Annotated in this window: 27 protein-coding genes; 14 read left to right on the forward strand and 13 right to left on the reverse strand. The window is 69.6% G+C overall.

The features are described 5' to 3' along the window. Window positions 1–77 precede the first annotated feature (77 nt). The 4 genes from OVA30_RS25240 to OVA30_RS25255 form a co-directional block, all read right to left on the reverse strand. Window positions 78–1,235, reverse strand: a complete 1,158-nt coding sequence (locus tag OVA30_RS25240) for a YihY/virulence factor BrkB family protein (RefSeq protein ID WP_268177363.1) — start codon at window positions 1,233–1,235, stop codon at window positions 78–80. Between the two features lie 214 nt (window positions 1,236–1,449). Then, the gene (locus tag OVA30_RS25245) at window positions 1,450–2,916 is read right to left on the reverse strand and encodes an HWE histidine kinase domain-containing protein (RefSeq protein ID WP_268177364.1); all 1,467 of its coding nucleotides are present in this window, start codon (window positions 2,914–2,916) and stop codon (window positions 1,450–1,452) included. Window positions 2,917–3,119: 203 nt separating this feature from the next. Continuing rightward, window positions 3,120–4,652, reverse strand: coding sequence for a malonate--CoA ligase (locus tag OVA30_RS25250; protein ID WP_268177365.1), 1,533 nt, complete (start codon window positions 4,650–4,652; stop codon window positions 3,120–3,122). A 143-nt stretch (window positions 4,653–4,795) separates the two neighbouring features. After that, window positions 4,796–5,236, reverse strand: coding sequence for a hypothetical protein (locus tag OVA30_RS25255; protein WP_012605851.1), 441 nt, complete (start codon window positions 5,234–5,236; stop codon window positions 4,796–4,798). Window positions 5,237–5,576: 340 nt separating this feature from the next. On the opposite strand from OVA30_RS25255, the gene OVA30_RS25260 reads away from it, so the two are divergent. Then, a complete protein-coding gene (locus tag OVA30_RS25260; protein ID WP_268177366.1) occupies window positions 5,577–6,470 on the forward strand; it encodes a collagen-like protein in 894 nt (297 codons plus the stop codon). Window positions 6,471–6,482: 12 nt separating this feature from the next. On the opposite strand, the gene OVA30_RS25265 is transcribed toward OVA30_RS25260, so the two are convergent. After that, entirely contained in the window at window positions 6,483–7,706 is a 1,224-nt protein-coding gene (locus OVA30_RS25265) for a TIGR03862 family flavoprotein (RefSeq protein WP_268177367.1), read from the reverse strand. 314 nt (window positions 7,707–8,020) lie between these two features. On the opposite strand from OVA30_RS25265, the gene OVA30_RS25270 reads away from it, so the two are divergent. Further along, complete coding sequence (locus OVA30_RS25270; protein ID WP_012605854.1) at window positions 8,021–9,046, forward strand: TerC family protein; 1,026 nt, start codon at window positions 8,021–8,023, stop codon at window positions 9,044–9,046. 141 nt (window positions 9,047–9,187) lie between these two features. Then, window positions 9,188–9,490, forward strand: a complete 303-nt coding sequence (locus OVA30_RS25275; RefSeq protein ID WP_003598909.1) for a hypothetical protein — start codon at window positions 9,188–9,190, stop codon at window positions 9,488–9,490. A gap of 75 nt (window positions 9,491–9,565) precedes the next feature. Here the strand turns inward: OVA30_RS25275 and OVA30_RS25280 are convergent, their stop codons facing one another. After that, entirely contained in the window at window positions 9,566–10,144 is a 579-nt protein-coding gene (locus OVA30_RS25280; protein ID WP_268177368.1) for a type 1 glutamine amidotransferase domain-containing protein, read from the reverse strand. 183 nt (window positions 10,145–10,327) lie between these two features. Between OVA30_RS25280 and OVA30_RS25285 the strand changes: the two genes are divergently transcribed. Continuing rightward, window positions 10,328–10,549, forward strand: a complete 222-nt coding sequence (locus OVA30_RS25285; RefSeq protein ID WP_003598905.1) for a hypothetical protein — start codon at window positions 10,328–10,330, stop codon at window positions 10,547–10,549. A gap of 174 nt (window positions 10,550–10,723) precedes the next feature. Beyond that, window positions 10,724–11,158 (forward strand): translation initiation factor 2, encoded by a 435-nt coding sequence (locus tag OVA30_RS25290; protein WP_268177369.1) that lies wholly within the window; start codon window positions 10,724–10,726, stop codon window positions 11,156–11,158. Window positions 11,159–11,216: 58 nt separating this feature from the next. On the opposite strand, the gene OVA30_RS25295 is transcribed toward OVA30_RS25290, so the two are convergent. After that, a complete protein-coding gene (locus OVA30_RS25295) occupies window positions 11,217–11,606 on the reverse strand; it encodes a hypothetical protein (RefSeq protein WP_003598900.1) in 390 nt (129 codons plus the stop codon). Window positions 11,607–11,951: 345 nt separating this feature from the next. Between OVA30_RS25295 and OVA30_RS25300 the strand changes: the two genes are divergently transcribed. Next, window positions 11,952–12,161, forward strand: a complete 210-nt coding sequence (locus tag OVA30_RS25300; protein ID WP_003598898.1) for a cold-shock protein — start codon at window positions 11,952–11,954, stop codon at window positions 12,159–12,161. A 207-nt stretch (window positions 12,162–12,368) separates the two neighbouring features. Then, window positions 12,369–12,596, forward strand: a complete 228-nt coding sequence (locus tag OVA30_RS25305; protein WP_003598896.1) for a hypothetical protein — start codon at window positions 12,369–12,371, stop codon at window positions 12,594–12,596. Window positions 12,597–12,765: 169 nt separating this feature from the next. On the opposite strand, the gene OVA30_RS25310 is transcribed toward OVA30_RS25305, so the two are convergent. Both OVA30_RS25310 and OVA30_RS25315 read right to left on the reverse strand, forming a co-directional pair. Further along, window positions 12,766–13,206 (reverse strand): DUF1489 family protein, encoded by a 441-nt coding sequence (locus tag OVA30_RS25310; protein WP_012605857.1) that lies wholly within the window; start codon window positions 13,204–13,206, stop codon window positions 12,766–12,768. A 103-nt stretch (window positions 13,207–13,309) separates the two neighbouring features. Then, window positions 13,310–14,509: a hypothetical protein gene (locus OVA30_RS25315; RefSeq protein WP_268177371.1), complete on the reverse strand. Its 1,200-nt coding sequence runs from the start codon at window positions 14,507–14,509 to the stop codon at window positions 13,310–13,312. Window positions 14,510–14,677: 168 nt separating this feature from the next. On the opposite strand from OVA30_RS25315, the gene OVA30_RS25320 reads away from it, so the two are divergent. The 5 genes from OVA30_RS25320 (at window position 14,678) to OVA30_RS25340 (ending at window position 19,983) form a co-directional block, all read left to right on the forward strand. After that, the gene (locus tag OVA30_RS25320; RefSeq protein WP_268177372.1) at window positions 14,678–15,883 is read left to right on the forward strand and encodes an MFS transporter; all 1,206 of its coding nucleotides are present in this window, start codon (window positions 14,678–14,680) and stop codon (window positions 15,881–15,883) included. Window positions 15,884–16,066: 183 nt separating this feature from the next. Continuing rightward, window positions 16,067–17,215, forward strand: a complete 1,149-nt coding sequence (locus tag OVA30_RS25325; protein ID WP_268177373.1) for an ABC transporter permease — start codon at window positions 16,067–16,069, stop codon at window positions 17,213–17,215. Between the two features lie 33 nt (window positions 17,216–17,248). Next, window positions 17,249–18,085, forward strand: coding sequence for an ABC transporter ATP-binding protein (locus OVA30_RS25330; protein WP_186812945.1), 837 nt, complete (start codon window positions 17,249–17,251; stop codon window positions 18,083–18,085). Window positions 18,086–18,156: 71 nt separating this feature from the next. Next, on the forward strand, window positions 18,157–19,239 hold the full coding sequence (locus OVA30_RS25335; protein WP_003598888.1) for an MlaD family protein: 1,083 nt from the start codon (window positions 18,157–18,159) through the stop codon (window positions 19,237–19,239). 120 nt (window positions 19,240–19,359) lie between these two features. Further along, window positions 19,360–19,983, forward strand: coding sequence for an ABC-type transport auxiliary lipoprotein family protein (locus OVA30_RS25340; protein ID WP_056463206.1), 624 nt, complete (start codon window positions 19,360–19,362; stop codon window positions 19,981–19,983). A 64-nt stretch (window positions 19,984–20,047) separates the two neighbouring features. On the opposite strand, the gene OVA30_RS25345 is transcribed toward OVA30_RS25340, so the two are convergent. Then, window positions 20,048–20,866: an inositol monophosphatase family protein gene (locus OVA30_RS25345; protein ID WP_003598885.1), complete on the reverse strand. Its 819-nt coding sequence runs from the start codon at window positions 20,864–20,866 to the stop codon at window positions 20,048–20,050. Between the two features lie 364 nt (window positions 20,867–21,230). Between OVA30_RS25345 and OVA30_RS25350 the strand changes: the two genes are divergently transcribed. After that, window positions 21,231–21,731: a DUF6101 family protein gene (locus OVA30_RS25350; protein ID WP_268177375.1), complete on the forward strand. Its 501-nt coding sequence runs from the start codon at window positions 21,231–21,233 to the stop codon at window positions 21,729–21,731. A gap of 120 nt (window positions 21,732–21,851) precedes the next feature. On the opposite strand, the gene rmf is transcribed toward OVA30_RS25350, so the two are convergent. Genes rmf through OVA30_RS25365 form a run of 3 tightly spaced genes read right to left on the reverse strand, consistent with a single transcriptional unit; the run spans window position 21,852 to window position 23,672 of the window. After that, on the reverse strand, window positions 21,852–22,040 hold the full coding sequence (gene rmf, locus OVA30_RS25355) for a ribosome modulation factor (protein ID WP_012752168.1): 189 nt from the start codon (window positions 22,038–22,040) through the stop codon (window positions 21,852–21,854). A 43-nt stretch (window positions 22,041–22,083) separates the two neighbouring features. After that, the gene (gene ubiA, locus OVA30_RS25360) at window positions 22,084–23,034 is read right to left on the reverse strand and encodes a 4-hydroxybenzoate octaprenyltransferase (RefSeq protein ID WP_268177376.1); all 951 of its coding nucleotides are present in this window, start codon (window positions 23,032–23,034) and stop codon (window positions 22,084–22,086) included. A 35-nt stretch (window positions 23,035–23,069) separates the two neighbouring features. After that, window positions 23,070–23,672: a hypothetical protein gene (locus OVA30_RS25365; protein ID WP_003598880.1), complete on the reverse strand. Its 603-nt coding sequence runs from the start codon at window positions 23,670–23,672 to the stop codon at window positions 23,070–23,072. Window positions 23,673–23,979: 307 nt separating this feature from the next. Between OVA30_RS25365 and OVA30_RS25370 the strand changes: the two genes are divergently transcribed. Next, on the forward strand, window positions 23,980–24,732 hold the full coding sequence (locus OVA30_RS25370; RefSeq protein ID WP_268177377.1) for a 16S rRNA (uracil(1498)-N(3))-methyltransferase: 753 nt from the start codon (window positions 23,980–23,982) through the stop codon (window positions 24,730–24,732). Window positions 24,733–24,746: the final 14 nt, after the last annotated feature.

The raw sequence follows: 24,746 nt of genomic DNA on the forward strand, positions 1-24,746 counted from the left end.
TTTGGCAAGATGGTGCCGGGCACCGCTTGTCACGAGTGCGACCCTCCCGCGCAAGAACGGATGATGCGTTGTGCGCCTCAGGCCGCCGCACCCACGGTGTCGGCCATGCGCGCGCCGCGCTGCCCCAGCGGCTTCTGCGGGCTCGTGGTCGAATCACGCGCGGTCTGGTGCTCGATCTCGGCGTTGATCTCGCCGCCGAGCAGCACGATCGTCGCCGAGATCCAGATCCACGTCATGAAGCCGATCACGGCGCCGAGCGAGCCGTAGGTCTCGTTGTAGTTGCCGAAATTGGCGACGTACCAGGAGAACAGGATCGAGGCGATGAGCCAGAGCACGCCCGCCACGACGCTGCCGGTGCCGACCCAGCGCCAGCGCGCCCGCTCCCGGCTCGGGCCGTAGCGATAGAGCACGGCCAGCCCGCCGAGCAGGACGAGGAGCAGCACCGGCCAGCGCGCCATGGCGATGAGGCGGGCGCCGTCGCCCAGACCGAGGAAGTTGAACACCACCGGCAGCACGACGATCGAGATCAGCGCCAGGATGATGAAGAGCAAGGCGCCCGCGGTGAAGGTGAGCGAGCGGACGTTGAGCCAGAAGAAGTTTCGCTTCTCCTCCTCCTCGTAGACGACGTTGAGCGCGTCGAACATCGCCTTCATCGCGGCATTGGCGCTCCACAGCGACAGCGTCAGGCTGGTGAAGAAGGTGAAGCCGAGCGCACCGCTCCCCTTAGTGGCGATGCGCTTGACCTGCTCGCCGATGATCTCGATGGCGCTCTCCGGCAGCACGCCGTGCAGGGTGGAGAGGTGGACGTTGATCGTGTTCACGTCGGCCACGAGCCCGTAGCAGGTGACGAGCGCGGCAATCGCCGGGAACAGCGAGAGCAGGGTGTAGAAGGTCACGCCCGCCGCGACCGAGAGCACCCGGTCCTTGTTGAATTCGAGGTAGACCCGCGTGGCGATGTCCCACCAGCCGGGCGACGGGATCTCGCCGGGATGGTCAGCGGCGCGGCCGCGATTGGCTTGCGTCGCCGCCACCCAGCGGGCGGAGCGCCCCTCGTGGGAATGGGCGCCGCCGTTGCGCTCCTTCGCCGCCTCAGCCGCAGGCTCGTCATCCGCGTCGGGCGGGCGTCGGGACGCGGCGGCGAGCGCGACCAGCGCCGCGCCCATCATCAGGGTCCAGAGCACGGAGGCCGTGCCTTCCGCGGGCAGGCGGGGCGGGGTCTGGGGGGAGGACGGCATGATTCGCGGGGTCGGGCGCAAGCGCCTGGATAAGAGTGCCTCACAAAACTCCCGGTCTCCGACCGTTCTCGCTCTGGCGATGACAGCGGGGCGGGAGTTTTGTGAGAGACACTAAGACGCGGTTCAACCCCGGATCAGGCTTGGCCGTTCCCTCGAACCGCGGCGCATCCACCGGAAACGTCGGAACGGGCGACGGCTTCGACGCGCGTGACCCTCAGGCGACCTCGCGCTCGGGCAGCGGCGCCTCGAGCGTGAGGACGAGGCCGCGGCTGCGGTAGTCGATCTTGGCCTCGCCGCCGAACTCGGCCGCCAGCACCCGCTCGATCATGCGCGTGCCGAAACCGACCCGCGACGGCCTCTCGACCGGCGGACCGTCGAACTCCTCCCAGCGCATCAGCAGGCGCTTGGACGCACGACCCTCGACGTCCCAGTTGAGGATGATGCGGCCCGAATTGTTCGAGAGGCCGCCATACTTCACGGCGTTGGTGGCGAGCTCGTGCAGCGCCATCACCACGGCCAGCGTCAGGCGGGAGGTGAGGCGCACCTCCGGCCCGCCGAAGCGGATGCGGTTGCGCGGACTGACCCGGAACGGCTGCAGGGCGCTCTCCACCGCCTCGGCGAGCGTCACCCCGGCGGTGGCTTCCGTGGTGAGGATGTCGTGGGCGGCGGCGAGCGAGTTGAGACGCGCGTCCAGCGTCCGGCGGGCATCGTCGAGCGAAGCGGCGTTGCGCAGGGTCTGGTGGGCGATGGATTGGACCGTGGCGATCGTGTTCTTCACCCGGTGCTTCATCTCGGCGGCGAGCAGGGTGCGCTGCTCGTCCGCCCGCTTGCGGTCGGTCACGTCCAGCGAGATGCCGGCCATGGAGTGCGGCGCCCCGTCGGCCCGGTAATAGGCCCGGCCGCGCAACTGCACCCAACGCACCTCGCCGCCGGGGGCCGTGACGCGGTGCTCGACGTCGTAATCGCTCCGGCGGTCGATGGCCGCCTGCATCGCGGCCTGCATCCGTTCGCGATCCTCGGGCACCACCGCCTCGACGAGGTCGTCGTAGCTGAAGGGCTCGGTGAGCGGGCGCCCGAAATTCTGCTTGCACAGGGTCGAGGCGACGAGCCGGCGCTCGGCGAGGTCGAGGGACCAGGCACCGAGCCGGCCGGCAGCCAGCATGAATTCGAGGCGGTGCTCGCTGCGGGTAAGGTCGTCGTTGCGGCGCTCGACCTCCTGTTCCAGGGCGTCGCGGTCGCGCTGGAGCCGGACCATCCGGTCCCGTTCCAGGGTCACGTCGAACTGCGAGGCGAAGAAGTAAGTGAGCTGCCCCTCGTCGTCGAAGACGGGCGAGATCAGCAGGCGGTTCCAGAAGACCTCGCCGCTCTTCTTGTGGTTGAGGAGGTCGATCTCGACGGGCACGCGCCGCTCGACGGCGTCACGGATCCGGGCGACGTCGCGCGGGTCGGTCTCCGGTCCCTGCAGGAAGCGGCAATTGCGCCCCAGGATCTCCTCGCGGCTGTAGCCGGTGAGCTTGCTGAAGGCGCCGTTGACGAAGACGATCGGGTTGTCGGACCGGTGTGGGTCGGTGATCAGCATCGGCATCCGCGTCGCCTTGACGGCGGCCGCGAACGGGTCGGTGCTTTTGGAAACGCGGACCAGTTCGGCTTCGATCCGGTCGTGTTCGGCACTCTTAGTCACGTTCGGACGAAACTCCGAGGATTCCAGACGGAGAAAACATGGACCGCCATCGGGTCCACACCACCGGGACGCAGAGTTCCCGGAGCATAAGCAGGCTCATAACACCGGTCACCGCCAGCATCGCATCACAGGCTTGAGAGCGCCAGCGCGGCCCTCTCGACCGGTCCGACAGGGGAACCCGTCAGCGCGAGCGGGCGACCGCGTCAGCCGCGGTAGAGGTCGGCATGGGTCTCGCGCAGAAGGTTCTTCTGCACCTTGCCCATGGCGTTGCGCGGCAGTTCGGCTGCGAACAGCACGCGCTTGGGGCACTTGTACTTGGCAAGCCGCCCTTCCAGCGCCGCGAGGACCGCCGCCTCGTCGGGCGCGCCTTCGCCCGGCACCACCACCGCCGTGACGCCCTCGCCGAAATCGGGATGGGCCAGGCCGATCACCGCGGATTCGACGACGCCGGGCAGCGCGTCGATCTCGACCTCGATCTCCTTCGGGTAGACGTTGTAGCCGCCGGTGATGATGAGGTCCTTGCCGCGCCCGACGATGTGGACGTAGCCGTCGCGGTCGATCTTGCCGAGATCGCCGGTGATGAAGAAGCCGTCCACCTTCAGCTCGGCGGCGGTCTTCTCCGGCATGCGCCAGTAGCCCTGGAACACGTTGGGGCCCTTCACCTCGATCATCCCGACCTCCTCGGGTCCGAGCGGCGCGCCGGTCTCGGGTTCGACCACGCGCAGGGTCACCCCCGGCAGCGGGAATCCGACCGTCCCGGCCCGCCGCGCGCCCTCGTAGGGGTTCGAGGTGTTCATGTTGGTCTCGGTCATGCCGTAGCGTTCGAGGATGGCGTGGCCGGTGCGCTGCGCCCATTCCCGGTGCGTCTCGGCGAGCAGCGGCGCGGAGCCCGACACGAACAGGCGCATATGGGCCGCCGCCTCGCGGGTGAGGCCGGGCTCCTTGAGCAGCCGGGTGTAGAAGGTCGGCACACCCATCATCGCGGTGGCCCGCGGCATCAGTTCGAGGATCTTTTTCGCATCGAGCCGGGGTAGGAACAGCATCGTGCCGCCGGTGGCCAGGACGATGTTGGTGGCCACGAACAGCCCGTGGGTGTGGAACACCGGCAGGGCGTGGATCAGCACGTCGCGCTCGGTGAAGTGCCAATACTGCGCCAGCGTGAGCGCGTTCGAGGCGAGGTTGTCGTGGCTCAGCATGGCGCCCTTGGAGCGCCCGGTCGTGCCCGAGGTGTAGAGGATCGCGGCGAGGTCGTCGGCCCCGCGGGGCACATCCGCGAAGTCCGGGCTCGCCGCGTCGGCGGCCTCGGCCATGCTGCCGTGCCCGGCGGCGTCGAGGGTGCGGGTCTGCGGCACGCCGGCCTGGCCCGCGACCGCCGACAGGTCGGCCTCGCGGGCGGGATCGCAGACGAACAGGGCCGGTTCGGCATCGCCGAGGAAATAGGCGATCTCGGGTCCCGTGTAGGCGGTGTTGAGCGGCAGGAAGACCGCGCCGGCCCGCACCGCGCCGAGATAGAGGAAGATCACCTCGGCGCTCTTCTCGACCTGCACCGCCACCCGGTCGCCAGGCTTCACGCCGAGGGCCCGGAGCGCGCTGGCATAGGCGCCGGAGCGGGCCAGAAGGTCGGCATAGGTGTAGCGGGCGCCGTCCGCGGTCTCGATGAAGACCTTGGCGCCCGGATCGGCCGGGCAATGGGTGCGCACGAGGCCGAACAGGTGATTGACGATCGGTTCGGCCATCGCGCGCTTCCTCACCAAATGCCCTGTGATCGATGTTCTTGCGACGGATCCCTGCGGCGGATCCTTGCCCTCCGCATTGGCGCGGGCGCGCGCTTCGTTCAAGCGGGAACGATCGGGAAGACGGCCGGGCCGTCTGTCAGCCCTTACTCCGTCGGGATGCGCCCGACCGAGCAGAGGGTCCGGAGCGCCCCGGCGCTGTCGGTGTAGCAGCTCGCCGACCAGCCGTTTTGCTGGATGAAGGATTTGCGCCCCTCGCGCAAAGCCGTCTGGTAGGCCCGCGCCAGGATCGGCTGCACGGTCGCGGCCGGCTCGCCGACCACGAGTTCGGACGCGATCGTCAGCTCGCGGAAGAATTCGGCGGAGGGCGAGGGATCGCCCGAGGATGCCTGCACGATGGGCTGGGCGCGGCAGGTGAGATCGAGCCGGACCCCGCTCGCGGCCCGGACGTCGATGCTCGGACCGACCCGGCGGCCGGCCTTCTTCGCCCCCGTCGCCTGGGCGATGCGGGCGGCGAGCGCGTCGCACTCGTCGGCCTGCGCGGCGGTGGACAGGAGGAACAGGACGGCGAGAAGCGGGCGAAGCATGGCGGTGGTTCGGTCTCGAAGGTCGCAAGCCTCGGCCGGCCGCGCCCGTGCGGGCTGTCGGCGGACCGGGCACTCTGCCGGCCTTCTTAACGGATCGACCCGCCGATGGCTTTACGGTTTTACCGGGGGTTCTCCTCGCCGCGCGCATCGGCTTCACTTCCGGTGGGCTGGAGCTGTGGACACAATCTAAAAACAGCATTCAGCCCCAACCGCTTGGCCTGTGGATGGGCGGTGTGGACGGGTGTGGACGACGCCGCGGGCTTGACCCTGGCCGGCCGGCAACCGAAACCTTTCCTCCGCCGCGCCGGGAGATGCGCGGGACAAGATCGGAGGAGCGAGCATGCCGACGACGCGCGACCTGGGAGCACGAAAGCCAGCCATTTCGCGAGCCGTTTGGCCGACCCTCTCGCCGATCCTGATCGCGCTGGGCCTCGTCCTTGCTGGACCGGTGGCGGCGCAGAGCCAGGGCGAGACGCAGCCGCGGGCGGCCCGTGCCAAGGCACCGAGCCCGCCGGTCCAGCCGATCCAGATCTGGGACGCACGCATCGAGGGCGGCGACCTGCGCATGAGCGGCAGCGTGGGCAAGAGCGGCGTCACCGTGATCCTCGACGACGACATCTCCGTTCTGTCGGACCGCCGCGGACGCTTTGAGTTCCGGCTGCCCTACCGGCCCGCGACCTGCGTCGCGATGGTCAAGGCCGGTGAGAACGAGCGCGAGGCGGTGGTCGCCAATTGCGCGCCGGAGGGGCCGGCCGGCAAGGCCGGCGAACAGGGCCCCGCCGGCCCGCAGGGCAGCGCCGGCCTCCAGGGACCGCCCGGTGCCGCCGGGCCGAAAGGCGATCCTGGCCCGAAGGGCGAGCAAGGGGTCAAGGGCGAGCAGGGGCTCAAGGGCGAGACCGGGCCAAAGGGCGAAGCGGGTCTGGCCGGGCCTCCGGGCGCGCCGGGGCCGAAGGGGGATCAGGGCCTCAAGGGTGAGCCGGGCTCGAAGGGCGAGCGCGGCCCCAAGGGCGATCCGGGATCGAAAGGTGAGACCGCCGCGACGGTGTCGGCCCCGTTCCGTGTCGTGCGGGCGCGCGCCTGCACCGATTCGGGCTGTACGCTCTCCTGCGATACGGGCGAGGTCCTGGCCTCGGCCACCTGCCAGACGGGCGGCGCGGCGACCCTGGACGGCGACACGAAAGCCTCCTGCGCGGCCGGTAGCAGCGGCATGGTCGGGATCTGCGCCCGGCCCTGAGCCGGACCGGGTTCACCGCTGCCCGTCGAGCCAGGCCAGCATCCCCTTCGCCGCGGCCCGGCCGCTGGCGAAGGTGGCCTGAAGCAGGTAGCCGCCGGTCGGCGCTTCCCAGTCGAGCATCTCGCCGGCCAGGAAAGTCCCGGGCCGCGCCCGCAGCATGAAATGCGCGTCGAGTTCAGCGAAGGCGACACCGCCCGCCGTCGAGATCGCCCGCGCGATCGGGGCCGGCCCGAGGAGCCGGAGCGGCGCCGCCTTGATCGCCGCCGCCAGCGGCCCCGCTTCGGTCGGCAGGGCGTTGGCATGCGCCTCGCGCAGCAGGCCGATGGCGGCGGGGCTCAGCGCGGCCGCCTTGCGCAAGCGGGTGGAGAGGCTCTCGCCGGAGCGGCTTCGGGCAAGGCGAGCCTGGAGTGCGCCCGCATCGAGATCCGGGCGCAGGTCGAGGGTGAGTTCGGCGACGCCGTCGCGCTCCACCGCCTCGCGGATCGGCCGCGAGAGCGCGTAGATCACCCCGCCCTCGATGCCGTCGGCTGTGGCGACCGCCTCGCCGCGGGCGCTCGCCCCGCCGATGCGCGCGGCGAGGCGCTTGAGCGGCTCGCCCGCAAAGCGTCCCGAGAAATGCGCCGACCACGCAACGTGGAAGCCGACATTGGCAGGCTTGAGCGGTGCGACCGCGACGCCGTTCCCCTCCAGCAGCGGCACCCAGGCCCCGTCCGATCCGAGCCGCGGCCAGCTCGCCCCACCGAGCGCCAGCAGCGTCGCCCGCGGCCGGATGCGGAGCGGGCCTTCCGGCGTGTCGAAGGCCAGCGCGCCGTCTTCCAGGCCGACGAGCCGGTGCCGGGTGCGGATCGTGACGCCCAAGGCATCGAGGCGGGTGAGCCAAGCGCGCAGCAGCGGCGAGGCCTTGAAGCTTTCCGGAAACACCCGGCCGCTCGACCCGACGAAGGTGCTTTGCCCCAGCGCCTCGCACCATGCCCGCAGCGCGTCCGGCGGATAGGCCTCGACCGCCGCCGGCAGGCGCGAATCGACGGGGGCGTAACGCCCCAGGAAGTCCGGCAGTGGTTCGGAATGGGTCAGGTTGAGCCCGCCGCGCCCGGCGATGAGCAGCTTGCGGCCGACGGACGGCATGCGCTCGTAGACGGTGACGGGCTGCCCCGCCCCGGCCAGCACCTCCGCCGCCATGAGCCCGGCCGGCCCGCCGCCGACGATGGCGATTCCATGCTCTCGATCCGCGTCCATGATCCGCGGCAGGGCCCGGAGACCCCGCTCCTGTCAAGCGCGGCCGGGCTGAAAATCAGCACATGCGCTTTGTGGGTGAGGATCAGGGATGAAAATCGCCCTGCCCTTGATTCGACGCGATCGCGCGTCTAACTGCCCGACATCGGCTGCGGGCCCCTCTGGCGGAACGCGCACCGTCCCCCTCGCGATGCTCCCGGTATTCCGGTGAGATCATCCGTCCGCCGGATCGGCGGCCCGTTCGGGAGGGAGACGGCAGACGCTTCCGCGATGTCGGAGTCGATGCTCTCCCAAAGTGAAGCATCCGGTCCCGCGCGATGATGATGGAATTTTTGAACCACGAGTGGCTCGGCAAGCCCGTCTGGATGTGGCTGGGCTTCCACGCTTTGGTGGCCGGCCTGTTGGCCTTCGATCTCGGCCTGCTCCACCGCGACAAGAACCACGAGATCGGGGTGAAGGAGAGCCTGCTCCTCACCGCCTTCTACTTCACCCTCGGCCTCGCCTTCGGCGGCTGGATCTGGTGGATGCTTGGGTTCGACCCGGCCCAGGAATACGTGACCGGCCTCGTGATCGAGAAGTCGTTGTCGATGGACAACGTCTTCGTGATCGCGGTGATCCTCACCTCGCTCGGCGTGCCGCGGGCGGCGCAGCACCGGGTGCTGGTCTGGGGCATCCTCGCGGCGGTGCTGCTGCGCGGCCTGATGATCGGGCTCGGCTCGGCTCTCGTCCAGCAGGCGCACTGGGTGCTCTCGGTCTTCGCCGCCTTCCTGATCTATGTCGGCATCAAGATGCTCGTCTCGAAGGAAGAGGACGAGCATGACATCCAGAACAGCGCCTCCATGCGCCTGCTCAAGAAGTGGGTGCGCGTCACCGATAAGCCGGAGGGCCAGCACTTCATCGTCCGCAAGCCCGATCCGAAGACGGGCAAGATGGTGCGCTGGCTGACGCCGCTCGCCGTGGCTTTGGTGCTCGTGAACATCGCGGACGTGATCTTCGCCGTCGACAGCGTGCCGGCGATCTTTGCGATCACCACCGACCCGTTCATCGTCTACACCTCGAACATCTTCGCGATCCTGGGCCTACGCGCGCTGTACTTCGCGCTGGCCGCGATGGTGGACCGCTTCGCCTACCTGAAGACGGCGCTCGCCCTCATCCTGCTGTTCATCGGCGCGAAGATCGTCGTCGCCGACACGCTGGAACTTGTCCACCTGCCGCCGTGGGTCTCGCTCGTCGTCACCCTGGTCCTGCTCACCCTCGGCGTCGTCTACAGCCTGTGGCGCACCCGCGGCGCGGCGGAGACGGAGGCCGAGAAGACCCGCGCGGAAGTCGCGCACCGGATCTGACGCAGGCAGGATCCGCGAGGTGCGCCTTCCCGATCCGGCACGCCTCGTCGGCGTCACCTCGGAGGGTTCGTTCACGATCTTGCGCGATGCTGGGGACAGGCCGGGGAACCGGCTGCGTTCCCAGCGTTTTCGGGCCTCACCATGCGGCGTTTCCTGACCGGCGGCATCAAGGCGATCCTGGCCATCGCCGTCCTTTCCACCGCCGCCCATTGGGCGATGCGCGTCCAGCGGGAGCCCGCATCAGCGGCCCTGCCGGTGGCGGCGCTCGCTGATCCCGTCACCACCGGCTCCATCGCGGCGCGCAAGACTGAGCGCTCGGCACCGGAGGCGGCCGTGATGCCGGCGAGCCTCGGCAGCGGCGTCGACAAGGATCACCTCGCCAAGCTGATGGCCGGTGCCGCCTCGGAGCGGCCGAAGATTCAGAAGGCCGTCGCCAAGCGCTGACGGCGGCACGTCATCGGGCATAAAAACAGCCGCCGATCCGAGGATCGGCGGCTTTGTCGTGTTGGTGAGTCGGGTTCAGGCGGCGAGTTGACGCGGCTCGTGGCGGCCTTCCTTCACCTCCTCGACGATCTTGGCGCAGAAGGCATCGAGGTCGCCGGGATTGCGGCTGGTGATGATGCCGCCATCGGTGACGACCGCCTTGTCCTGCCAATCGCCGCCCGCGTTGATCACGTCGGTCTTGATCGAGGCGAACGAGGTGAGCGTGCGCCCCTTCACCGCGCCGGCCTCGATCAGCAGCCAGGGGCCGTGACAGATCGCGGCCACGACCTTGCCGGAGGTGAAGAAGTTGCGGACCACTTCCAGCGCCTTCGGCTCGAGACGCAGCTTGTCCGGATTGATCTGCCCGCCCGGCAGAACCAGCGCATCGTAATCGGCGGGGTTCACGCTCTCGAGATCGAGATCGACCGGCACGTCCTTGCCCCAATCGGTCTTGTCCCAGCCGCGGATGGTCCCCTTGGACTGGCGTGATTGCGGGCTCGCGACGGTCACCGCGGCGCCGGCCTCCTTCAGCTTGGCCTGCGGTACCGTCAGCTCGCTTTCCTCGAAGCCGTCGGTGGCGACGATGAGGATCTTGGCCTCGCGAATATCGGGCATGGCTTCGCTCCGTTGATGTCAGGGATTGCCGGGCCAACGGACCGCTCCCGGCGCGGTTCCAGAAACCATGGCTGCGCCGTCACAGCGCCGCACCTACACGGCCCACGAGACGAACGAGGAACGGAACTGGACCCAAGGGCATGTGTTGGACCGCCATACCCGAAGCCAGACAGGAGGCGGTCCATGGCCAATCCCGGCGCCCCGACCCCCGAGCCCATCCCCGGCGGACAGATCCCCGGCGATCTTCCCCCGCCGCCGCAGCCCGACGATCTGCCCGATATCGGACCGACCGGTCCGCGCACGCCCTACCCGGTCGATGATCCGAACATCGATGAACCGCGCGGACCCGGCTCCGAGCCGGACTATCTGCCCGGCGGACCGACCGATCCCGGCATACGGCTCTGATCTGAGGCCGCGCCCCGCCGAGCGGGGCGCGGCCAACCGACGTCACATTTTCATCACATGCTGACGACCGTGCGGGCTGTCCCCGATCTCTCATCGCCTGCACGCTTGCGTTGAGACGAAGCCGTCTCAACAACCGCCCCACCGTCCGCAGAGGCGGTTGGGGGACACCACATCATGTTCAAGCAATCTCTGGCCGCCGCGCTCGTCGCGGTGAGCCTTGCCGCGTGCGGAAGTGTCACGCGCGGCACGACGGAGCTGATCGCCTTCACCTCCGAGCCGCCCGGTGCCGCCGTCGCCACCACGACGAGCCGGTACTGCGCGACGACGCCCTGCTCGCTCGACGTGCCGCGCTCGGAGGAGTTCGACGTCACCTTCACGAAGCCCGGATTTCAGCCGCAAACCGTGCCGGTGCGCACGAAGCTGGCCGGCGCAGGGGCGGCGGGTTTTGCCGGAAATGTCCTGGCTGGCGGCGTCATCGGCATGGGCGTCGATGCCTATACCGGTGCGGCCATGGACCACACGCCCAATCCCGTCGCCGTCACCATGATGCCCGATGCCTTGCCGAGCGCGGAGCGCACGCGCCGTCGCCGCGGCAGACCGGGCGTCTGACCGTAACAGGGGCGGATCGCCGCTCCGCCGAAGCGTCACCCTTCGGCAGGGCGGGCCTTCAATGCCCGCCGTGCGAGGTGCGGACGTCCCGCGGCGCGGCCAGGATCTCGCTGAGGCTGGAGGCGACGTGGCGTGCTTCCTCGTCGGTCAGGCGGAGCTGGAACGGCGGCAGCGCGCCGGCCTGGAGGGCCACCACCGCCTGACCCTGCTCGTCGGTGCCCACCTCGATGGCCGAGGACGTCACGTCGAGCATGGCGACCTCCTCGTCGCCGTTCTCATCGGGCAGGTCGACCTCGCCGTCGTCATCGATCGCGGTAAGGAGCTGGCCGACGGCGCGCACGAGCGCGCGGGCGGCGCGGGCATCCATGACCACCGCCGTCGATTGGTCGTCCTTCTGGAACGAGAGCTGGATGTTCGCGCCTTCGAGGGAAACCGAGATGCCCGCCATGAACCGCCTGACTGCACTGCCTTGGAGCGGTGCGTAACCGCCTGGATTGACGTTCATATATGCACCGGCCCCGTGCTTTGTCACAGGGTGGCGGCGGCAGTACTCTCGGCTCGATTGGCTTGGTCCGCTCCCGCCTCGCGCGCGCGGCTCCGGGGCGGCCGCGTTCCGCCCCGCCTTGTTAAGGCCGCATCGTCAGCCTACATGTTGTCGTGACGGGCGCGGCGGAGCGAATGGCTTCGGTCCATTTGCAACCCGCTTGTCATCCCGCAAAATCGGCGGACGCTGCCAGGTGCTCGCTTCGAGCAGATGCTTGCGCTTGGCGTGTGAAGAACGAAGGAACTATTCGTGGATACTGGGACTGTTAAGTGGTTCAACGAGACCAAGGGCTACGGCTTCATTCAGCCGGATGACGGCGGCAAGGACGTGTTTGTCCATATCTCCGCTGTCGAGCGTGCTGGCCTGCGCAACCTCGTCGAGGGCCAGAAGGTGTCCTATGAGGTCCTGACCGACAAGCGTAGCGGCAAGGACGCGGCCGGCAATCTGCAGGCCGTCTAAGTCGCTTCGGGCCCGGGGTTAAACCGGCCCGACGGCGCGTTCTCAACCAACGAAGCGGCACCCACCGGAGGAAGGCTCCCGGAACGCGTTTCCAGGGATGTCTCACGGCGGGCGCCGCCGACGCCGAAATCACCAAACCAAAACAACCAGAAACGACACCGGCCACGCCCAGAGGGCGCGGGATCCGGTGCGAGAAGAAGAAAAACAATGAAATTCGAGTTCCGGCGCCAGGACGGCGCCATTTCGCCCGTCACCAACGCGGCGACATTCCGGGTGGGCAGCTTGGTCGATACGCAGGCACGCAGCCCGCAGGCCGACCTCAGCCACCTCATCGACGCTTCCTACGAGTATCATTCCCCGCGCGAACTGCGCTGGCACCTTGCCGACCGCCTCGGGGTTACCCCGGCCGTCGTCGGGTTGCAGGAAGCCGCCTGACCGACCCGGCCTCGCACCCATCCGGAGCGAGGCCAATCGGCCGCCGCCACAAGGCAGGCGGCCTCACTTCAAATCCGATCGATCCCTTTGGGATATCGGATTGAGCCTCGGTTCAAGCGCCGCTCGGGCCGAGCAAGACGCGTCCCGCTTGGATCAAGCGGCAACCGCCTCAGATCAAACCCAACGCCACCAATTCCCGCCGCAGGCTCTCGGGCATCTCGGCGACCTCCCCGGCACTGGCCCGGTCGAGGTCGGCCGGCGCGTCCCGCGCTTCGAGATAGCGCCAGCCCTGGAACGGGCGGCAGGGGCGCGGCGAGACCGGCGTCACCGCCGGATCGAGCACGAGGCGGCAGCGGTCGATCCCGTCGCTTCCCGTGACCGGCTCGATGGCGCGGATCGACTGACGGCAGCTCAGCGTCCCCTTCATCACCCAATAGATCGAACCGCCGCCGGCGATGGCGCCCGCGCGCTTGGGGAACATGCGGGTGACGTGAACCGTCTCCGGCGCGTGGCCGAGGCGCAGGGCCTCCGCCCGATAATGTGCGATCCGCGCCTCCAACTCCTCGATGGAGGAGGGACCGACGCACAGCTTCAGAAGATGCAGGGCCATGACCGGGCCCGTATAAGCCATCCGTCAAAAAAGGGGCCGCCGGTTTTCAGGCGGAACGATGCGGCATGACGAACCGCAACGCCCGCCCCCGGGGCCCGCTCCCTCACGCGAAAAGCGCGATCTTTTCCTCGATGCTCAAGGTATCGAGATCGGGGAAGGCCGCGGCTAGATCGTCGGCCGCCATCGGCTCGACCGCCGCGACGATCAGCGGCTCGGCCAGCGGCATGACCGCTTCGGGGGTGGCCGGGATGGTGAGTTCGGCGGCCGGTTCGGCCTCCTCCACCACGTCGACCGCTTCGATGTCCGACATGACCTCGAACGCGGCCTCGTCCTCTGCCCCGAACGCCTCCGCCAATTCCAGCTCGGCCGGAGCCGGAACGAGCACGGCCGAGACGGTCTCCTCTTCGGCTGCGGCTTCGATCTCCGGCATCTCCATCGCGAAGAGATCCGCCGGGATTTCATCGACCAGAACCGCGACGGGCGCCGCCATCTCGGTCGTGATCAGCTCCGCCGGCTCCTCTTCGTGGGCCGGTTCCGGCGTCTCGGGGCTGGCCGGCAGGAAGGCGAGGTCGTCGTCAAGCACCATGGTCGGCAACGGCCGCAGGGTCGATACGGCCGGCGCGGGCGCCGGCCCTTCCATGTCGAGGAAGCGGTCGACATCGCTCTGATCGAGGGCGGTGGCCGGTACAGGTGCGTCCTCGCCGAGCGGGGGCACCGCGTCCTCGGGGCTGCCCCAGATCCCGATCATCGAAGCGATGCGGTTCTCGAGGTAGCGCAGGGTGTGCACCACGCGGCTCGTGCGCTGGGCGGTGAGATCCTGGAACGAGCAGGCCGTGTAGATCTGCGTGGCGTGCCGATCGAGGGCGTCGCACAGCTCGGAGTCGATTCCGGTCTCGCGCAGGGTCCAGGCGGCTTCCTGCACCTCCTCGGCGGCGCTGAGGATGTCGGAGGTCGCCCGCTCGGTGGCGCGTACGATGGCGTCGAGGGCTTCCGAGGCGACCGTGAGACGGCTCTCGCCCTGCTCAGCGGTCGAGAGGGCGGCCACCTCCGCGCGGGTGCGGGCGATGGCGTCGGCCATTTCCATCAGGTCGCCGCGGAAGCGCCCGACATCGTCCGGCCGGTCCGTCGTGACGACGTTCTCGATGCGCCGGATCGCGTCCAGCAGCACCTCGGTGTCGGCGTTGCGGTTGCGGCGGGCGTATTCGGTCAGAAACCACCGGCCGCGCTCGGTCTCCCGGACGGCGTCCTCGATAGCATCGTATTGCGACGCGTCCAGAGGCGTCAGGGAACGGGAACTCGACATCACACCCCGCAAAGACTCGGGCCCCACCGCGAGGAGTGCCGCGACGATTGACGGTCGGCGGCAGATTGACAGGCGTGCTTTAACAGCGGCTTACGCTTTCCTTCGCTTCGCCCCGCCGCGCGACGTTTTTGACCGATCGAGAGGGGCGGCCCGCTTCGCCGCAATTCCGTGACACGCACAGCCCCGACCGGCGAGCCCGATCCCGTCCGCCTCGGTCTCCTCTACGCCGTGGTCTTCGTCGAGATCGGCATCGCCATGCCGTTCATGCCCGTGTGGCTCGGCGCGCTCGGTCTCGATGCCGGGCTGATCGGCCTGCTGCTCGCCCTGCCGATCGCCACCAAGGTCGTCGCGACGCGGCCGTTGATGGGGCGGATCGATCGCGGCGTGCGCCCGCGCACCCTACTCGTCGCCGGAAGCCTCACCCTGGCGCTGAGCTATGCCCTGATGCCGGCGGCCGCCGCCATCGCCGCGGCCCTGCTCGTCCCGCTGATCGTCGTGAACGCCGTGGCGCAGGCCCCCTTGGTGCCGAGCATCGACTACCTGACCCTCGCCGCCGCCCGCCGCTCGAAGCGGATCGATTATGCCCGCATCCGCCTGTGCGGCTCGGTTGCCTTCCTCGCCGCGAACCTCGCGGGCGGCGCGCTGCTCGGCCTGCTCGGCGACCGGGTGGCGGTGCCGCTGCTGCTCACCGGGCTCGCGCTTGCCGCGACCCTGGTCGCAGCCTCGGGTCAGGAGGTCGCGCCGCCCGCCGAGCCGCATTCGAAGCGGGGAGCCTCTCCGCCCCTGCCGCGGGTGTTGCGGCTCTCGATTGCCGCGGCGGCGCTGATCCAGGCGAGCCATGCGGCGATCTACGCCTTCGGCAGCCTCGATTGGGCCCGCCATGGCGTCTCGCCGCCCTGGATCGGCGCGCTCTGGGCGGTCGGCGTCACGGCCGAGATCGCGCTGTTCGCCCTCGTCGGCCGCTTTCCCGCGCGCTGGCGCAGCCCGTTCCGCCTGCTCGGGCTCGGGGCGGCGGCGGCTCTGCTACGGGCCCTGGGTCTCAGCCTCGCGGACGGGGAGCTGGCCCTGCTCCTGCCGCTTCAGATGCTGCACGGCCTCACCTTCGGCGCGACCCATCTCGGCATCATGGCGGCCGTCTCCGGCTTCGCGCCCGACGGCGCCCGCGGCCGGGCGCAGGGGACGATCGGCGCCTCGACCGCGCTCGTCTCGGCGCTGGCGACGCTGGCCTGCGGCGCCGTCTACCGCTCGTTCGGCGGGCCTTCGACCTTCCTGATGATGGCGCCGCTGGCGCTTGCCGGCCTCGTCCTCGTGGCGCTGGCGCAACGCATCCATGATCCCCACCGATTTGGCGGCGGCTCTCCCCATAAGGTATAGGCGACGCTCCCCCAGCAATCCCGAGAGCGGGATTCCAAAGGGATCATCCCTTTGGCGGGGATCGGGGCAGCGCCCCGGTAGGCGACTTCGGTCGGCCGCGACGTTGAATCCGACAAATCGGATTCGACGCATCTTGGTAAGAATTTCGTTTCAAGATTTTCGGAGCGGAAGCGGGAGCGGCGCGTGCGGATCGCAGACGGCTCAAGCACCTTGGAGACAGCGGGCGCCGACCTCGATGCGGCCGGCGGTCGCGTGCTCCTGCATGGGCGCTGGACCGCGGACCAGGGTCCGGCGGTCGAGAGCGCCTCGGCGCGCATCGCCGCCCAGGGCCGGACCCAGCCCGTGCTGGTGGACCTCAGCGGCTTGGCCCGCCTCGACACCCTCGGCGCCTGGGTCTTGGAGCGGACCCGCGCCGAGATCGAGGCGGCGGGCGGGCGGCTGGCCTATGCCGGGGCGCGGCCCGAGCACCGCATCCTGCTCGGCGAGATGGGCCTGCGCGAGCCCGAACCGGTGCCGCAGGATACCCGCAACCCGGCCCTGCGCTTCCTCGACACCACCGGTCAGCGCGTCGCCCGCGGCGGCAACGAGATCCTGTCCGGCATCGCCTTCCTCGGCGAAGTGGTCGCTGCCGGCGGCCGGGTCGCGCGCCGGCCGCAGACTTTTCGCATGGCCGCGCTCGTTAATCAGCTCGAACAGGTGGCGCTTCGCGGCGTGCCGATCATCGTGCTGATCTCGTTCCTCGTCGGCGGCATCGTCGCGCAGCAGGGCATCTTCCAGCTCCAGCGCTTCGGCGCGCAGAGCTTCGTCGTGAACCTGATCGGCCTGCTGATCCTGCGCGAACTCGGGGTGCTGCTCACCTCGATCATGGTGGCGGGCCGCTCCGGCTCGGCATTCACCGCCGAGATTGGCTCGATGCGGATGCGCGAGGAGGTCGATGCTCTGCGCGTGATGGGCCTCGACCCGATCGAAATCCTGATCCTGCCGCGCATTCTCGCACTTGTGATCGGCTTGCCGATCCTGGCCTTCCTCGGCTCGCTCGCCGCGCTCGCGGGCGGCGGACTCACCGCTGCGATCTATGGCGGCATGACCACCGACGCCTTCCTGGCGCGGCTCCAGGCGGCGGTGTCGTTCCACCATTTCGCGGTCGGGCTCATCAAGGCGCCGTTCATGGCGCTGACCATCGGCATCATCGCGACGATCGAGGGGTTCGCGGTCGAGGGCTCGGCGGAGTCGCTCGGGCGCCACGTCACCGCCTCAGTCGTCAAGTCAATCTTCATGGTGATCGTGCTGGATGGCCTGTTCGCGGTCTTCTTCGCCGCGATCGATTTCTAGCCTTTTTAGGCAGACGACGTTCGGACGGACCCTTTGACCACCCCTCATCTTTCCCCGGCCGGGCCAAACGCCGCCCAGAGCGACGCGATTATTCGCGTGCGCGATCTCGTGGTCGGCTTCGGCCAGCGCACGGTGATGAAGGGGCTCGACCTCGATATCCGTCGCGGCGAGATTCTGGGATTCGTCGGTCCCTCGGGTCAGGGCAAGTCGGTGCTGACGCGCACGATCCTCGGACTGGTGCCGAAGCGCTCGGGCACGATCGAGATCTTCGGCGAGAACGTGGACGGGCTCACCGTGGCCCGGCGCCGCCAGTTGGAGCAGCGCTGGGGCGTGCTGTTCCAGCAGGGGGCGCTGTTCTCGGGCCTCACCGTCAAGCAGAACATCCAGATGCCGATGCGCGAGCATCTGAAGCTGTCCGAGCGCCTGCTCGACGAGTTCGCCCGCCTCAAGATCGAGATGGTCGGCCTCAAGCCGGATGCGGCCGACAAGTACCCCTCGGAACTCTCGGGCGGCATGATCAAGCGCGCCGCGCTCGCCCGCTCGCTGGCGCTGGACCCGGAGATCCTGTTCCTCGACGAGCCGACCTCGGGCCTCGACCCGATCGGCGCGGGCGAGTTTGACGACCTCGTCTCGACCCTGAAGAAGACGCTCGGCCTGACGGTCTTCATGGTGACGCACGATCTCGACAGCCTCTACACCGCCTGCGACCGCATCGCGGCGCTGGGCGACGGCCGGATCATCGCGCAGGGGACGATCGAGGAGATGCTGGCGAGCGACCATCCCTGGCTGCGCTCCTACTTCCACGGCAAGCGCGCCCGCGCCATCGCCACGCCGAGCCAACTCGCGCCACCCGGCTACGCCCATGCGTGAGGTGTCGATGATCGCCCCCGGTGCGGTTTCGCACCGCTTCGCCCCCTCGGATCGGGATTAGAGCTGAGCCGATGGAGACTCGCGCAAACTACGTCCTGATCGGCGCCTTCACCATCGGCGTCGTGCTGGCCGCCTTCGGCTTCGTGTTCTGGCTCCAGGGCGGCTCCCGGGGACAGGCGACCCAGGCGCTCCGCATCGTGTTCTCCGGCTCGGTCGGGGGGCTGGCCAAGGGTTCGACCGTCTCGTTCAACGGCATCAAGGTCGGCGAGGCGCTCGACGTGCGCCTGCTGCCGCAGGACCCGCGCCGGGTCGTGGCGATCGTGCAGGTCGATCCCTCGACGCCGCTGCGCGCCGACACCCGCGCGCGGCTCGATTCTGCGATGCTGACCGGCGTCTCCCAGATCGCGCTTTCCGGCGGCAGCGCCGACGCACCCGCCCTCACGCCCGGCTCGGGCGACAAGATGCCGACGATCTTCGCCGATTCGAGCGACATCCAGGACATGATGGCGGCGGCCAAGCAGATCGCGCAGCGGGCCGACGACGTGCTCCAGCGCCTCGACAAGGTCGTGGCCGGCAACGAGGGCGCGATCAACCGCACCCTCGCCAATGTCGAGTCGTTCTCGAAGACGCTGGCCGAGGCCGGTCCCTCCATCGCCGGCCTCGTCAAGTCGGTGGACGGGCAGCGCCTCAACCGGGTGATCGAGAACGCCGAGACCTTCTCGACCGCGCTGGCGAATTCGAGCGGCGACATCCAGGCCGGGCTGCACGATGCCCGCAGCTTGGCGGCCAAGCTCAACGCCTCCGCCGACAAGATCGACGGCGTGCTCAAGGGCGCGGAGGGCTTCCTCGGCTCGGCCTCGGGCCAGCAGGGCGCGGGCACCTTCGCCGAGATCCGCGAGGCGGCGATCTCCGTGCGCGACGCCGGCCGGGCGTTCCGGGCGCTGTCGGAGAACCTCGACAAGCGCACCGCCAACATCTCGACGAGCTTCAACCGCCTGTCGGGTACGAGCCGGCGCGAGGTCGAGGCGCTGTCGAGCGACGGCCAGCGCACCCTCAACACCCTGAGCCGGGCGGCCCGCAGCCTGGAGCGCGACCCATCACAGGTTATTTTCGGCGGCAAGCCGTCGTTGCCGGAATACAACGGTGGCCGCTGAGCGGTTCTGTTTCCGAACGATGTGTCGGCACGCACGGCGCAGCTTGAGCGTTGGCGTATGCTCCCGCGTGCTAGAGGGGGTGTCAGTCTCCCCGACAGCGAACGGACGGTGCCCGAGCGTATGACGCGTCTTCCTCTCTCGCCTGCTCTTCCCGGTCGCCCCCTGTCCGGCCGCATCCTGAGGGCGGGCGCCCTTCTCGCGCCGCTCGCGCTCCTCGGCGGCTGCGGCGGCGGCACGCCGCTCACCTTCGACCTCGCCGCCCTGCCGGGTCAGGCGCGGGCGGGCGGCGCAGCACGTTCGATCGTCGTGTCCGAGCCCGTCGGCCTGCAGCCGATGGAGGCCGACCGCATCATCGTGCGCGAGCCCGGCGGCTCCCTGTCCTTCCTCGGCGGCGGCCAGTGGGCCGACCGCCTGCCGCGGCTGATCCAGACGCGGGTGATCCAGAGCCTGGAGAATACCGGCCGCCTGCGCTCGGTCTCGCGGCCCAGCGACAAGGTGCCGTCGGACTACCAGCTCGTCAGCGAGATCCGCGAGTTCGACGTCAATTCCGGCACCGGCGAAGCCGTGGTGGACCTCTCGGCCAAGCTGATCGCCGAGGGAACCGGACGGGTCGTCAACGCCCGCGTCTTCACCGCCCGCGTGCCGGTGAAGAAGGTCGATCCGCAAAGCGCCGCCGCCGGCCTCGACGCGGCTTTGGGCCAAGTGCTCGCCGACCTCGTGCGCTGGGTGAACACCGCGCGGTAGGGCCGCAGCCCCCTTACCCTTTACCCGAGCGAGCGAGCCCGCTCGATTCCGGCGGCTCCGGCGCTCACGCCTCCAGCGCAGCCAGAGCGGGATCGCGCAGCGGCAGCGGCACGGCGATCAGTTCGCCGTGGCGCGGTTCCGGGCGGTTATAGACCGCCGGCCGGCCCTGAAGATCGCAGACCACGCCGCCCGCCTCGCGGACGATGAGGTCCGCGCCGGCGAGATCCCAATCCCGCGCATCCCGGGAGACGAGGCCGAGATCGATCCGGCCCTCGGCCACCCGCGCGAGCCGCAGGGCCAGCGAGGGCACGCGGTCGACGACCGTGACCGAGGGGCGCGGCCCGAGCCGTGCCGCGCCGTCGAGCAGGCGGTCCTGCATTGGCTTCGGGCCGGTGATGCGTGCGCCCTCCAGCGTGGCCTGCGGCGCGACGCGAATGGGCGCTCCGTTAAGGGTCGCGCCCTCGCCCGCCACGGCCTCGTAGAACTGCTCGGTCGCGGGTGCGAAAACGCCGCCGAGCACCGGCTCGCCCCGGGCCAGCAAAGCGACGGCGATCGACCAATCGGGATGCCCGGACAGGAAGGCCCGGGTGCCGTCGATCGGATCGACGATCCAGACGAAGTCGTGGCCGAGCCGCACCGGATCGTCGCTGGTCTCCTCCGAGAGCCAGGCCGCCCGCGGCTCGATCTGCGACAGGCGGATCTTGAGGAAGGTGTCCACGGCGACGTCCGCCTCGGTGACCGGCGAGCCGCCGGCCTTTGACCAGACCCGGGCGCTGGTCTGATCTCCCTGGCGGAAGAAGGGCAGCGCGAGCGCGGCGGCCTCCCGGATCGCGTCGTGCAGCACGGGCCGCAGCGCCGCGAGAGAGGATGTCGTCTGGGTCATGGATCCGGTCGGAGCCGTTCGTTCAAAGCCGCCTCATGCCGTTTGAACGGCGCCGGCACCCTTCCGTTCTAGAGCATCGGCGGAAAAAGTAGCCATCGGATTTCGGAACGCAGTGATGCAGGGCGGGCCGCCCCGGCCGCGCGCACGCTCGGCGGCATCGCCGAGCCGGCGCGGCGGCGCCCACACGGTTACCGACATTTGCACCAATCCCGGCAAGGGTCCGTTGAGCATCCGGCAGACTTCGGCTCGATCCACGAACGCTTAACGCTCACTCTTAAGGCGCCTTGGGGGAGACGACCGGCACTGTGCTTGTCAGATCAGCGCGTCCGACAGAGACCGCGACACGGGATAGGGCGTCGAACCGATGATGACTTTCGAGATCATGAATCAGAACTGTCGGCCCGGCGGCGAGGACGAGATGAGCGCGCCCTGCATCACGGTTCAGGCGACGCCGCTGCCGGTTCTCGGGGCGGCCAATGGCGTCGCGCCCGTCGGCGTGGCGCTGGCGTTTGCCGACGATGCGGCCGATGCCTGCGGCGAGGACCGCTTCTCGCTGCTTCTCGTCGACGACGAGGGCGAGGTGTCGATGCGGCTCGGGCCGTTCCCCGAGGAGGATGTCGTGGCGGTGTGGCGCGACATCTCGACCACGGGCGGTCTCGCCCGGATGCTGCTGCGCGAGGACGGCGCCATCGTCCCGGTCTCGCAGCAGCTCGGCCCGGTCGTGCTCGGCAAGGGCCGCCAGCGCCGCCGTCACGCCGCGCTCAGCGGACGCCGCCCGCGCTTCCTGGTGCGGCGCAAGCCCGCCCGTCTCCCGGCCCGGCCCTGCATCCACCGGGGCGAGAGCGAAATCATCTCCCGCGGCTGATACGGTCTCCGCTTGATGAAAGCGGGGACCGTATCAGCGAGCCCGCGCGGCGCCTGAGCGAAGCCCAAATCCGCCATCCCGAAGGGATCAAACGGATTTGGTATGAGACGGTGCCCCGCCTCAGCCGTTGTCGAGCGGCCTGTCCGGCGAACGGTCGGCCGGAGAGCCGTCATAGCCCTCGAGCCACGCCGTGCGCTCGGGCGAATTCACCGGATAGGGGCAGGCGTCGCGCGGACGCCCCTGAATCCGGGCACGGGCGCCCTGGGTAATCGGATCGTCGGGTGGTCGGTGCGGATCTGTCTCACTCATGGAATCGAATATGGCGCGGGGACGAGCCCTCGCCACGGCCGATTCAGCGCAGACCCTGCCACAGCGCGTCGGCGGCGAGCCCCGCGAACAGGATGAGGCCCGCATCGCGGTTCGAGCGGAACAGCGCCAGGGCCCGGAGGCCGTCGCGCTCGGAAAGATGCATGACCTGCCGGGCGAGATGAGCGGCGAACAGCCCGAGCCCGATCCAGCCCAACAGGCCAGCCCCGGCGCCGATCAGCGCCGGCACGAACAGGGCGACGGTGCCCGCGTAACACAGACCCACCGCGAGCCGCAGGCGCGTCCCGAACAGCCGGGCCGAGGAATGGATGCCGACGATCTCGTCATCCTCGATGTCCTGCACCGCGTAGATCGTGTCGTAGCCGACGATCCAGCAGATCGTGCCCGCGTAGAGCCACAGGGCCGGCGGATCGAGGCGGCCGAACACAGCGACCCAGCCCATTAAGGCGCCCCAGCCGAAGGCGAGGCCGAGCACCGCCTGCGGCATCGGCATCACCCGCTTCATGAACGGGTAGATCGCCACCGGCGCCAGCGAGAGCATGCCGACGAGAATCGCGGTCGCGTTGAATTGCAGCAGCACCGCGAGGCCGACCAGCGCCTGGGCCACGAGGAAGGCGGCGGCCTGTTTCGTCGTCACCTGTCCCGAGGGGAGCGGGCGCGAGCGGGTGCGCTCGACCTGCGCGTCGAGCTTCCGGTCGGCGATGTCGTTGTAGGTTGAGCCGGCGCCGCGCATCGCCACTGCGCCGATCAGGAACAGCACGAGATGGCCGAGATGGGGGCCGGGATTCCCGGCGGCGGTCGCCGCGAGGGCCGCCGACCACCAGCACGGCAGCAGCAGCAGCCACCAGCCGATCGGCCGCTCGATCCGGGCGAGGCGCAGATAAGGCCGCGCCCCGGCCGGCGCGAGCCGGTCGGCCCAATGGCCGGCGACCGCATCGGCGACGCGGCCGGAGCCGGGCTCGGACGGAGAGGGCAACGGTGACGCGGCGCTGAAAACTTACAGTGCGTCTTTTAAAGCGCGCCCTGCGGCATGCGGAAGGCGCCCGACAGGCCGGGACCGCCGAGCAGACCGCCGCCACCGCCGCCGTTCTGCGCCTGGGTCTTGGCCTGGGCTTCCATCTTCGTGGCTTGGGCGGCGATGCCGCAGACCTTGGTGCGGATCGCCGCGACCTTGTTGTGGTCGGCCTTGAAGCCTTCCGAGAACGAATCCGGGATCGAGCACCACTCCTTGTTGGCGGTGATCCACTTGATGCCGGTGGCGCCGTTGGCCTGGAGCTGGCCGAATAGGGAGCACGCCTCCTGCGGCGTCATCTTCTTCTTCGAGTTCGAGGCGGAGTTGGCCTTGGCCACGAGGTTCTTGCGCTCGATCAGCGTCTTCTGGATCGAGCTGCAATCCGTGCCGGCCTGCTGCGGAACGGATTGGGCGGGCGCAGCCGGCGCCATCGGCGCGGGAACGCTCATCGGCGCGCCAGCCGAGGGCGCAGGCTCGGCCGGCGTATCCATCGACGGCAGCGGCATCCCGCCCATGCTCTGGGCCAGAGCCGGCCCGGCCAGCAGGACAAGGCCGACAAGAGCGGCGGCGGTCTTCGTCGGTGCAACAATCCTGGCAGACATTCGGCCCGGTCCTTCTCCCCGCATGCCGCGACGGGTGTACCCCCGATCCCGCAGCGCCCATCCGGCCTGAATCCCTGGCGGCTCGCGCCATGGGCCCGGCAGAGGGGCTTGAAGTGTTTCGATGCAGAAGTCTTCTGCGCACGGGATTGTGGCGCCAATGGTGCCTTCCGCCGCACGAATGCCAGGAGCGTGGGAAACGCCTTGAAACATTCGGGGCGTGTTGTTTTTGCATCAGTGAGCGTCGGGCCGCTGCCGATTGACAGGCCGGGGCCGCCACGCGACGAGACCGGCTTGCCTGCGAGAGACCATGGCTGCTTACGACTTCACCGCTCCACGCCTCTTCGTCGAAGCGGATCTGGCGGAGGGGCGCGTCCTGCCGCTGGAGCGGGCGCAGGCGAACTACCTGCTCACGGTTTTGCGCCGCGCGGAGGGCGAGCCCGTCCTGCTGTTCAACGGGCGCGACGGCGAGTGGCGCGCCGAGATCGTGCCGCAGGGCCGCAAGAGCGCGGACCTGCGCGTGGTGGCGCAGACCCGGCCGCAGCCGGCGCCGGCCGACCTGCACTACCTGTTCGCGCCGCTGAAGTCGGGCCGGATCGACTACATGGCGCAGAAGGCGGTGGAGATGGGCGCGGGGCGCCTCCAGCCGGTCTTCACCCGCTTCACCCAAGGCGAGCGGATCAAGCTCGATCGTCTCCAGGCCAACGCGATCGAGGCGGCCGAGCAGTGCGGCATCCTCTCCGTGCCGGAGATCGGCGAGCCGGCCCGGCTGCCCGCCTGCCTCGATGCCCTCGAAGCGAATCGCCTGCTCGTGTTCTGCGACGAGGACGCATCTGTCACCGATCCGGTGGCGGCCCTGCGCGGCGCGGCCGACCCGGCGAGCCCGCCGCCGCTCGCTGTTCTGGTCGGACCCGAGGGCGGGTTCCACGCCGAAGAGCGCGCGCTGATCGCCGCCCGCCCCAACACGGTCGCGCTGTCGCTGGGCCCGCGCATCCTGCGGGCGGATACGGCCGCCGTGGCGGTGCTGGCGCTGGTGCAGGCCGTGCTGGGGGATGCGCGGTGAGTTCGGCTGATTCG

Source organism: Methylorubrum sp. SL192 (genome assembly GCF_026672325.1).
GTDB lineage: Bacteria > Pseudomonadota > Alphaproteobacteria > Rhizobiales > Beijerinckiaceae > Methylobacterium > Methylobacterium extorquens.

Bases quoted from the DNA above. Each gene is read 5' to 3' on its own strand.
- OVA30_RS25240 (WP_268177363.1), bottom strand. From the start codon at position 1,235: ATGCCGTCCTCCCCCCAGACCCCGCCCCGCCTGCCCGCGGAAGGCACG.
- OVA30_RS25250 (WP_268177365.1), bottom strand. From the start codon at position 4,652: ATGGCCGAACCGATCGTCAATCACCTGTTCGGCCTCGTGCGCACCCAT.
- OVA30_RS25255 (WP_012605851.1), bottom strand. From the start codon at position 5,236: ATGCTTCGCCCGCTTCTCGCCGTCCTGTTCCTCCTGTCCACCGCCGCG.
- OVA30_RS25260 (WP_268177366.1), top strand. From the start codon at position 5,577: ATGCCGACGACGCGCGACCTGGGAGCACGAAAGCCAGCCATTTCGCGA.
- OVA30_RS25265 (WP_268177367.1), bottom strand. From the start codon at position 7,706: ATGGACGCGGATCGAGAGCATGGAATCGCCATCGTCGGCGGCGGGCCG.
- OVA30_RS25270 (WP_012605854.1), top strand. From the start codon at position 8,021: ATGATGATGGAATTTTTGAACCACGAGTGGCTCGGCAAGCCCGTCTGG.
- OVA30_RS25275 (WP_003598909.1), top strand. From the start codon at position 9,188: ATGCGGCGTTTCCTGACCGGCGGCATCAAGGCGATCCTGGCCATCGCC.
- OVA30_RS25280 (WP_268177368.1), bottom strand. From the start codon at position 10,144: ATGCCCGATATTCGCGAGGCCAAGATCCTCATCGTCGCCACCGACGGC.
- OVA30_RS25285 (WP_003598905.1), top strand. From the start codon at position 10,328: ATGGCCAATCCCGGCGCCCCGACCCCCGAGCCCATCCCCGGCGGACAG.
- OVA30_RS25290 (WP_268177369.1), top strand. From the start codon at position 10,724: ATGTTCAAGCAATCTCTGGCCGCCGCGCTCGTCGCGGTGAGCCTTGCC.
- OVA30_RS25295 (WP_003598900.1), bottom strand. From the start codon at position 11,606: ATGGCGGGCATCTCGGTTTCCCTCGAAGGCGCGAACATCCAGCTCTCG.
- OVA30_RS25305 (WP_003598896.1), top strand. From the start codon at position 12,369: ATGAAATTCGAGTTCCGGCGCCAGGACGGCGCCATTTCGCCCGTCACC.
- OVA30_RS25310 (WP_012605857.1), bottom strand. From the start codon at position 13,206: ATGGCCCTGCATCTTCTGAAGCTGTGCGTCGGTCCCTCCTCCATCGAG.
- OVA30_RS25315 (WP_268177371.1), bottom strand. From the start codon at position 14,509: ATGTCGAGTTCCCGTTCCCTGACGCCTCTGGACGCGTCGCAATACGAT.
- OVA30_RS25335 (WP_003598888.1), top strand. From the start codon at position 18,157: ATGGAGACTCGCGCAAACTACGTCCTGATCGGCGCCTTCACCATCGGC.
- OVA30_RS25340 (WP_056463206.1), top strand. From the start codon at position 19,360: ATGACGCGTCTTCCTCTCTCGCCTGCTCTTCCCGGTCGCCCCCTGTCC.
- OVA30_RS25345 (WP_003598885.1), bottom strand. From the start codon at position 20,866: ATGACCCAGACGACATCCTCTCTCGCGGCGCTGCGGCCCGTGCTGCAC.
- OVA30_RS25350 (WP_268177375.1), top strand. From the start codon at position 21,231: ATGATGACTTTCGAGATCATGAATCAGAACTGTCGGCCCGGCGGCGAG.
- rmf (WP_012752168.1), bottom strand. From the start codon at position 22,040: ATGAGTGAGACAGATCCGCACCGACCACCCGACGATCCGATTACCCAG.
- OVA30_RS25365 (WP_003598880.1), bottom strand. From the start codon at position 23,672: ATGTCTGCCAGGATTGTTGCACCGACGAAGACCGCCGCCGCTCTTGTC.
- OVA30_RS25370 (WP_268177377.1), top strand. From the start codon at position 23,980: ATGGCTGCTTACGACTTCACCGCTCCACGCCTCTTCGTCGAAGCGGAT.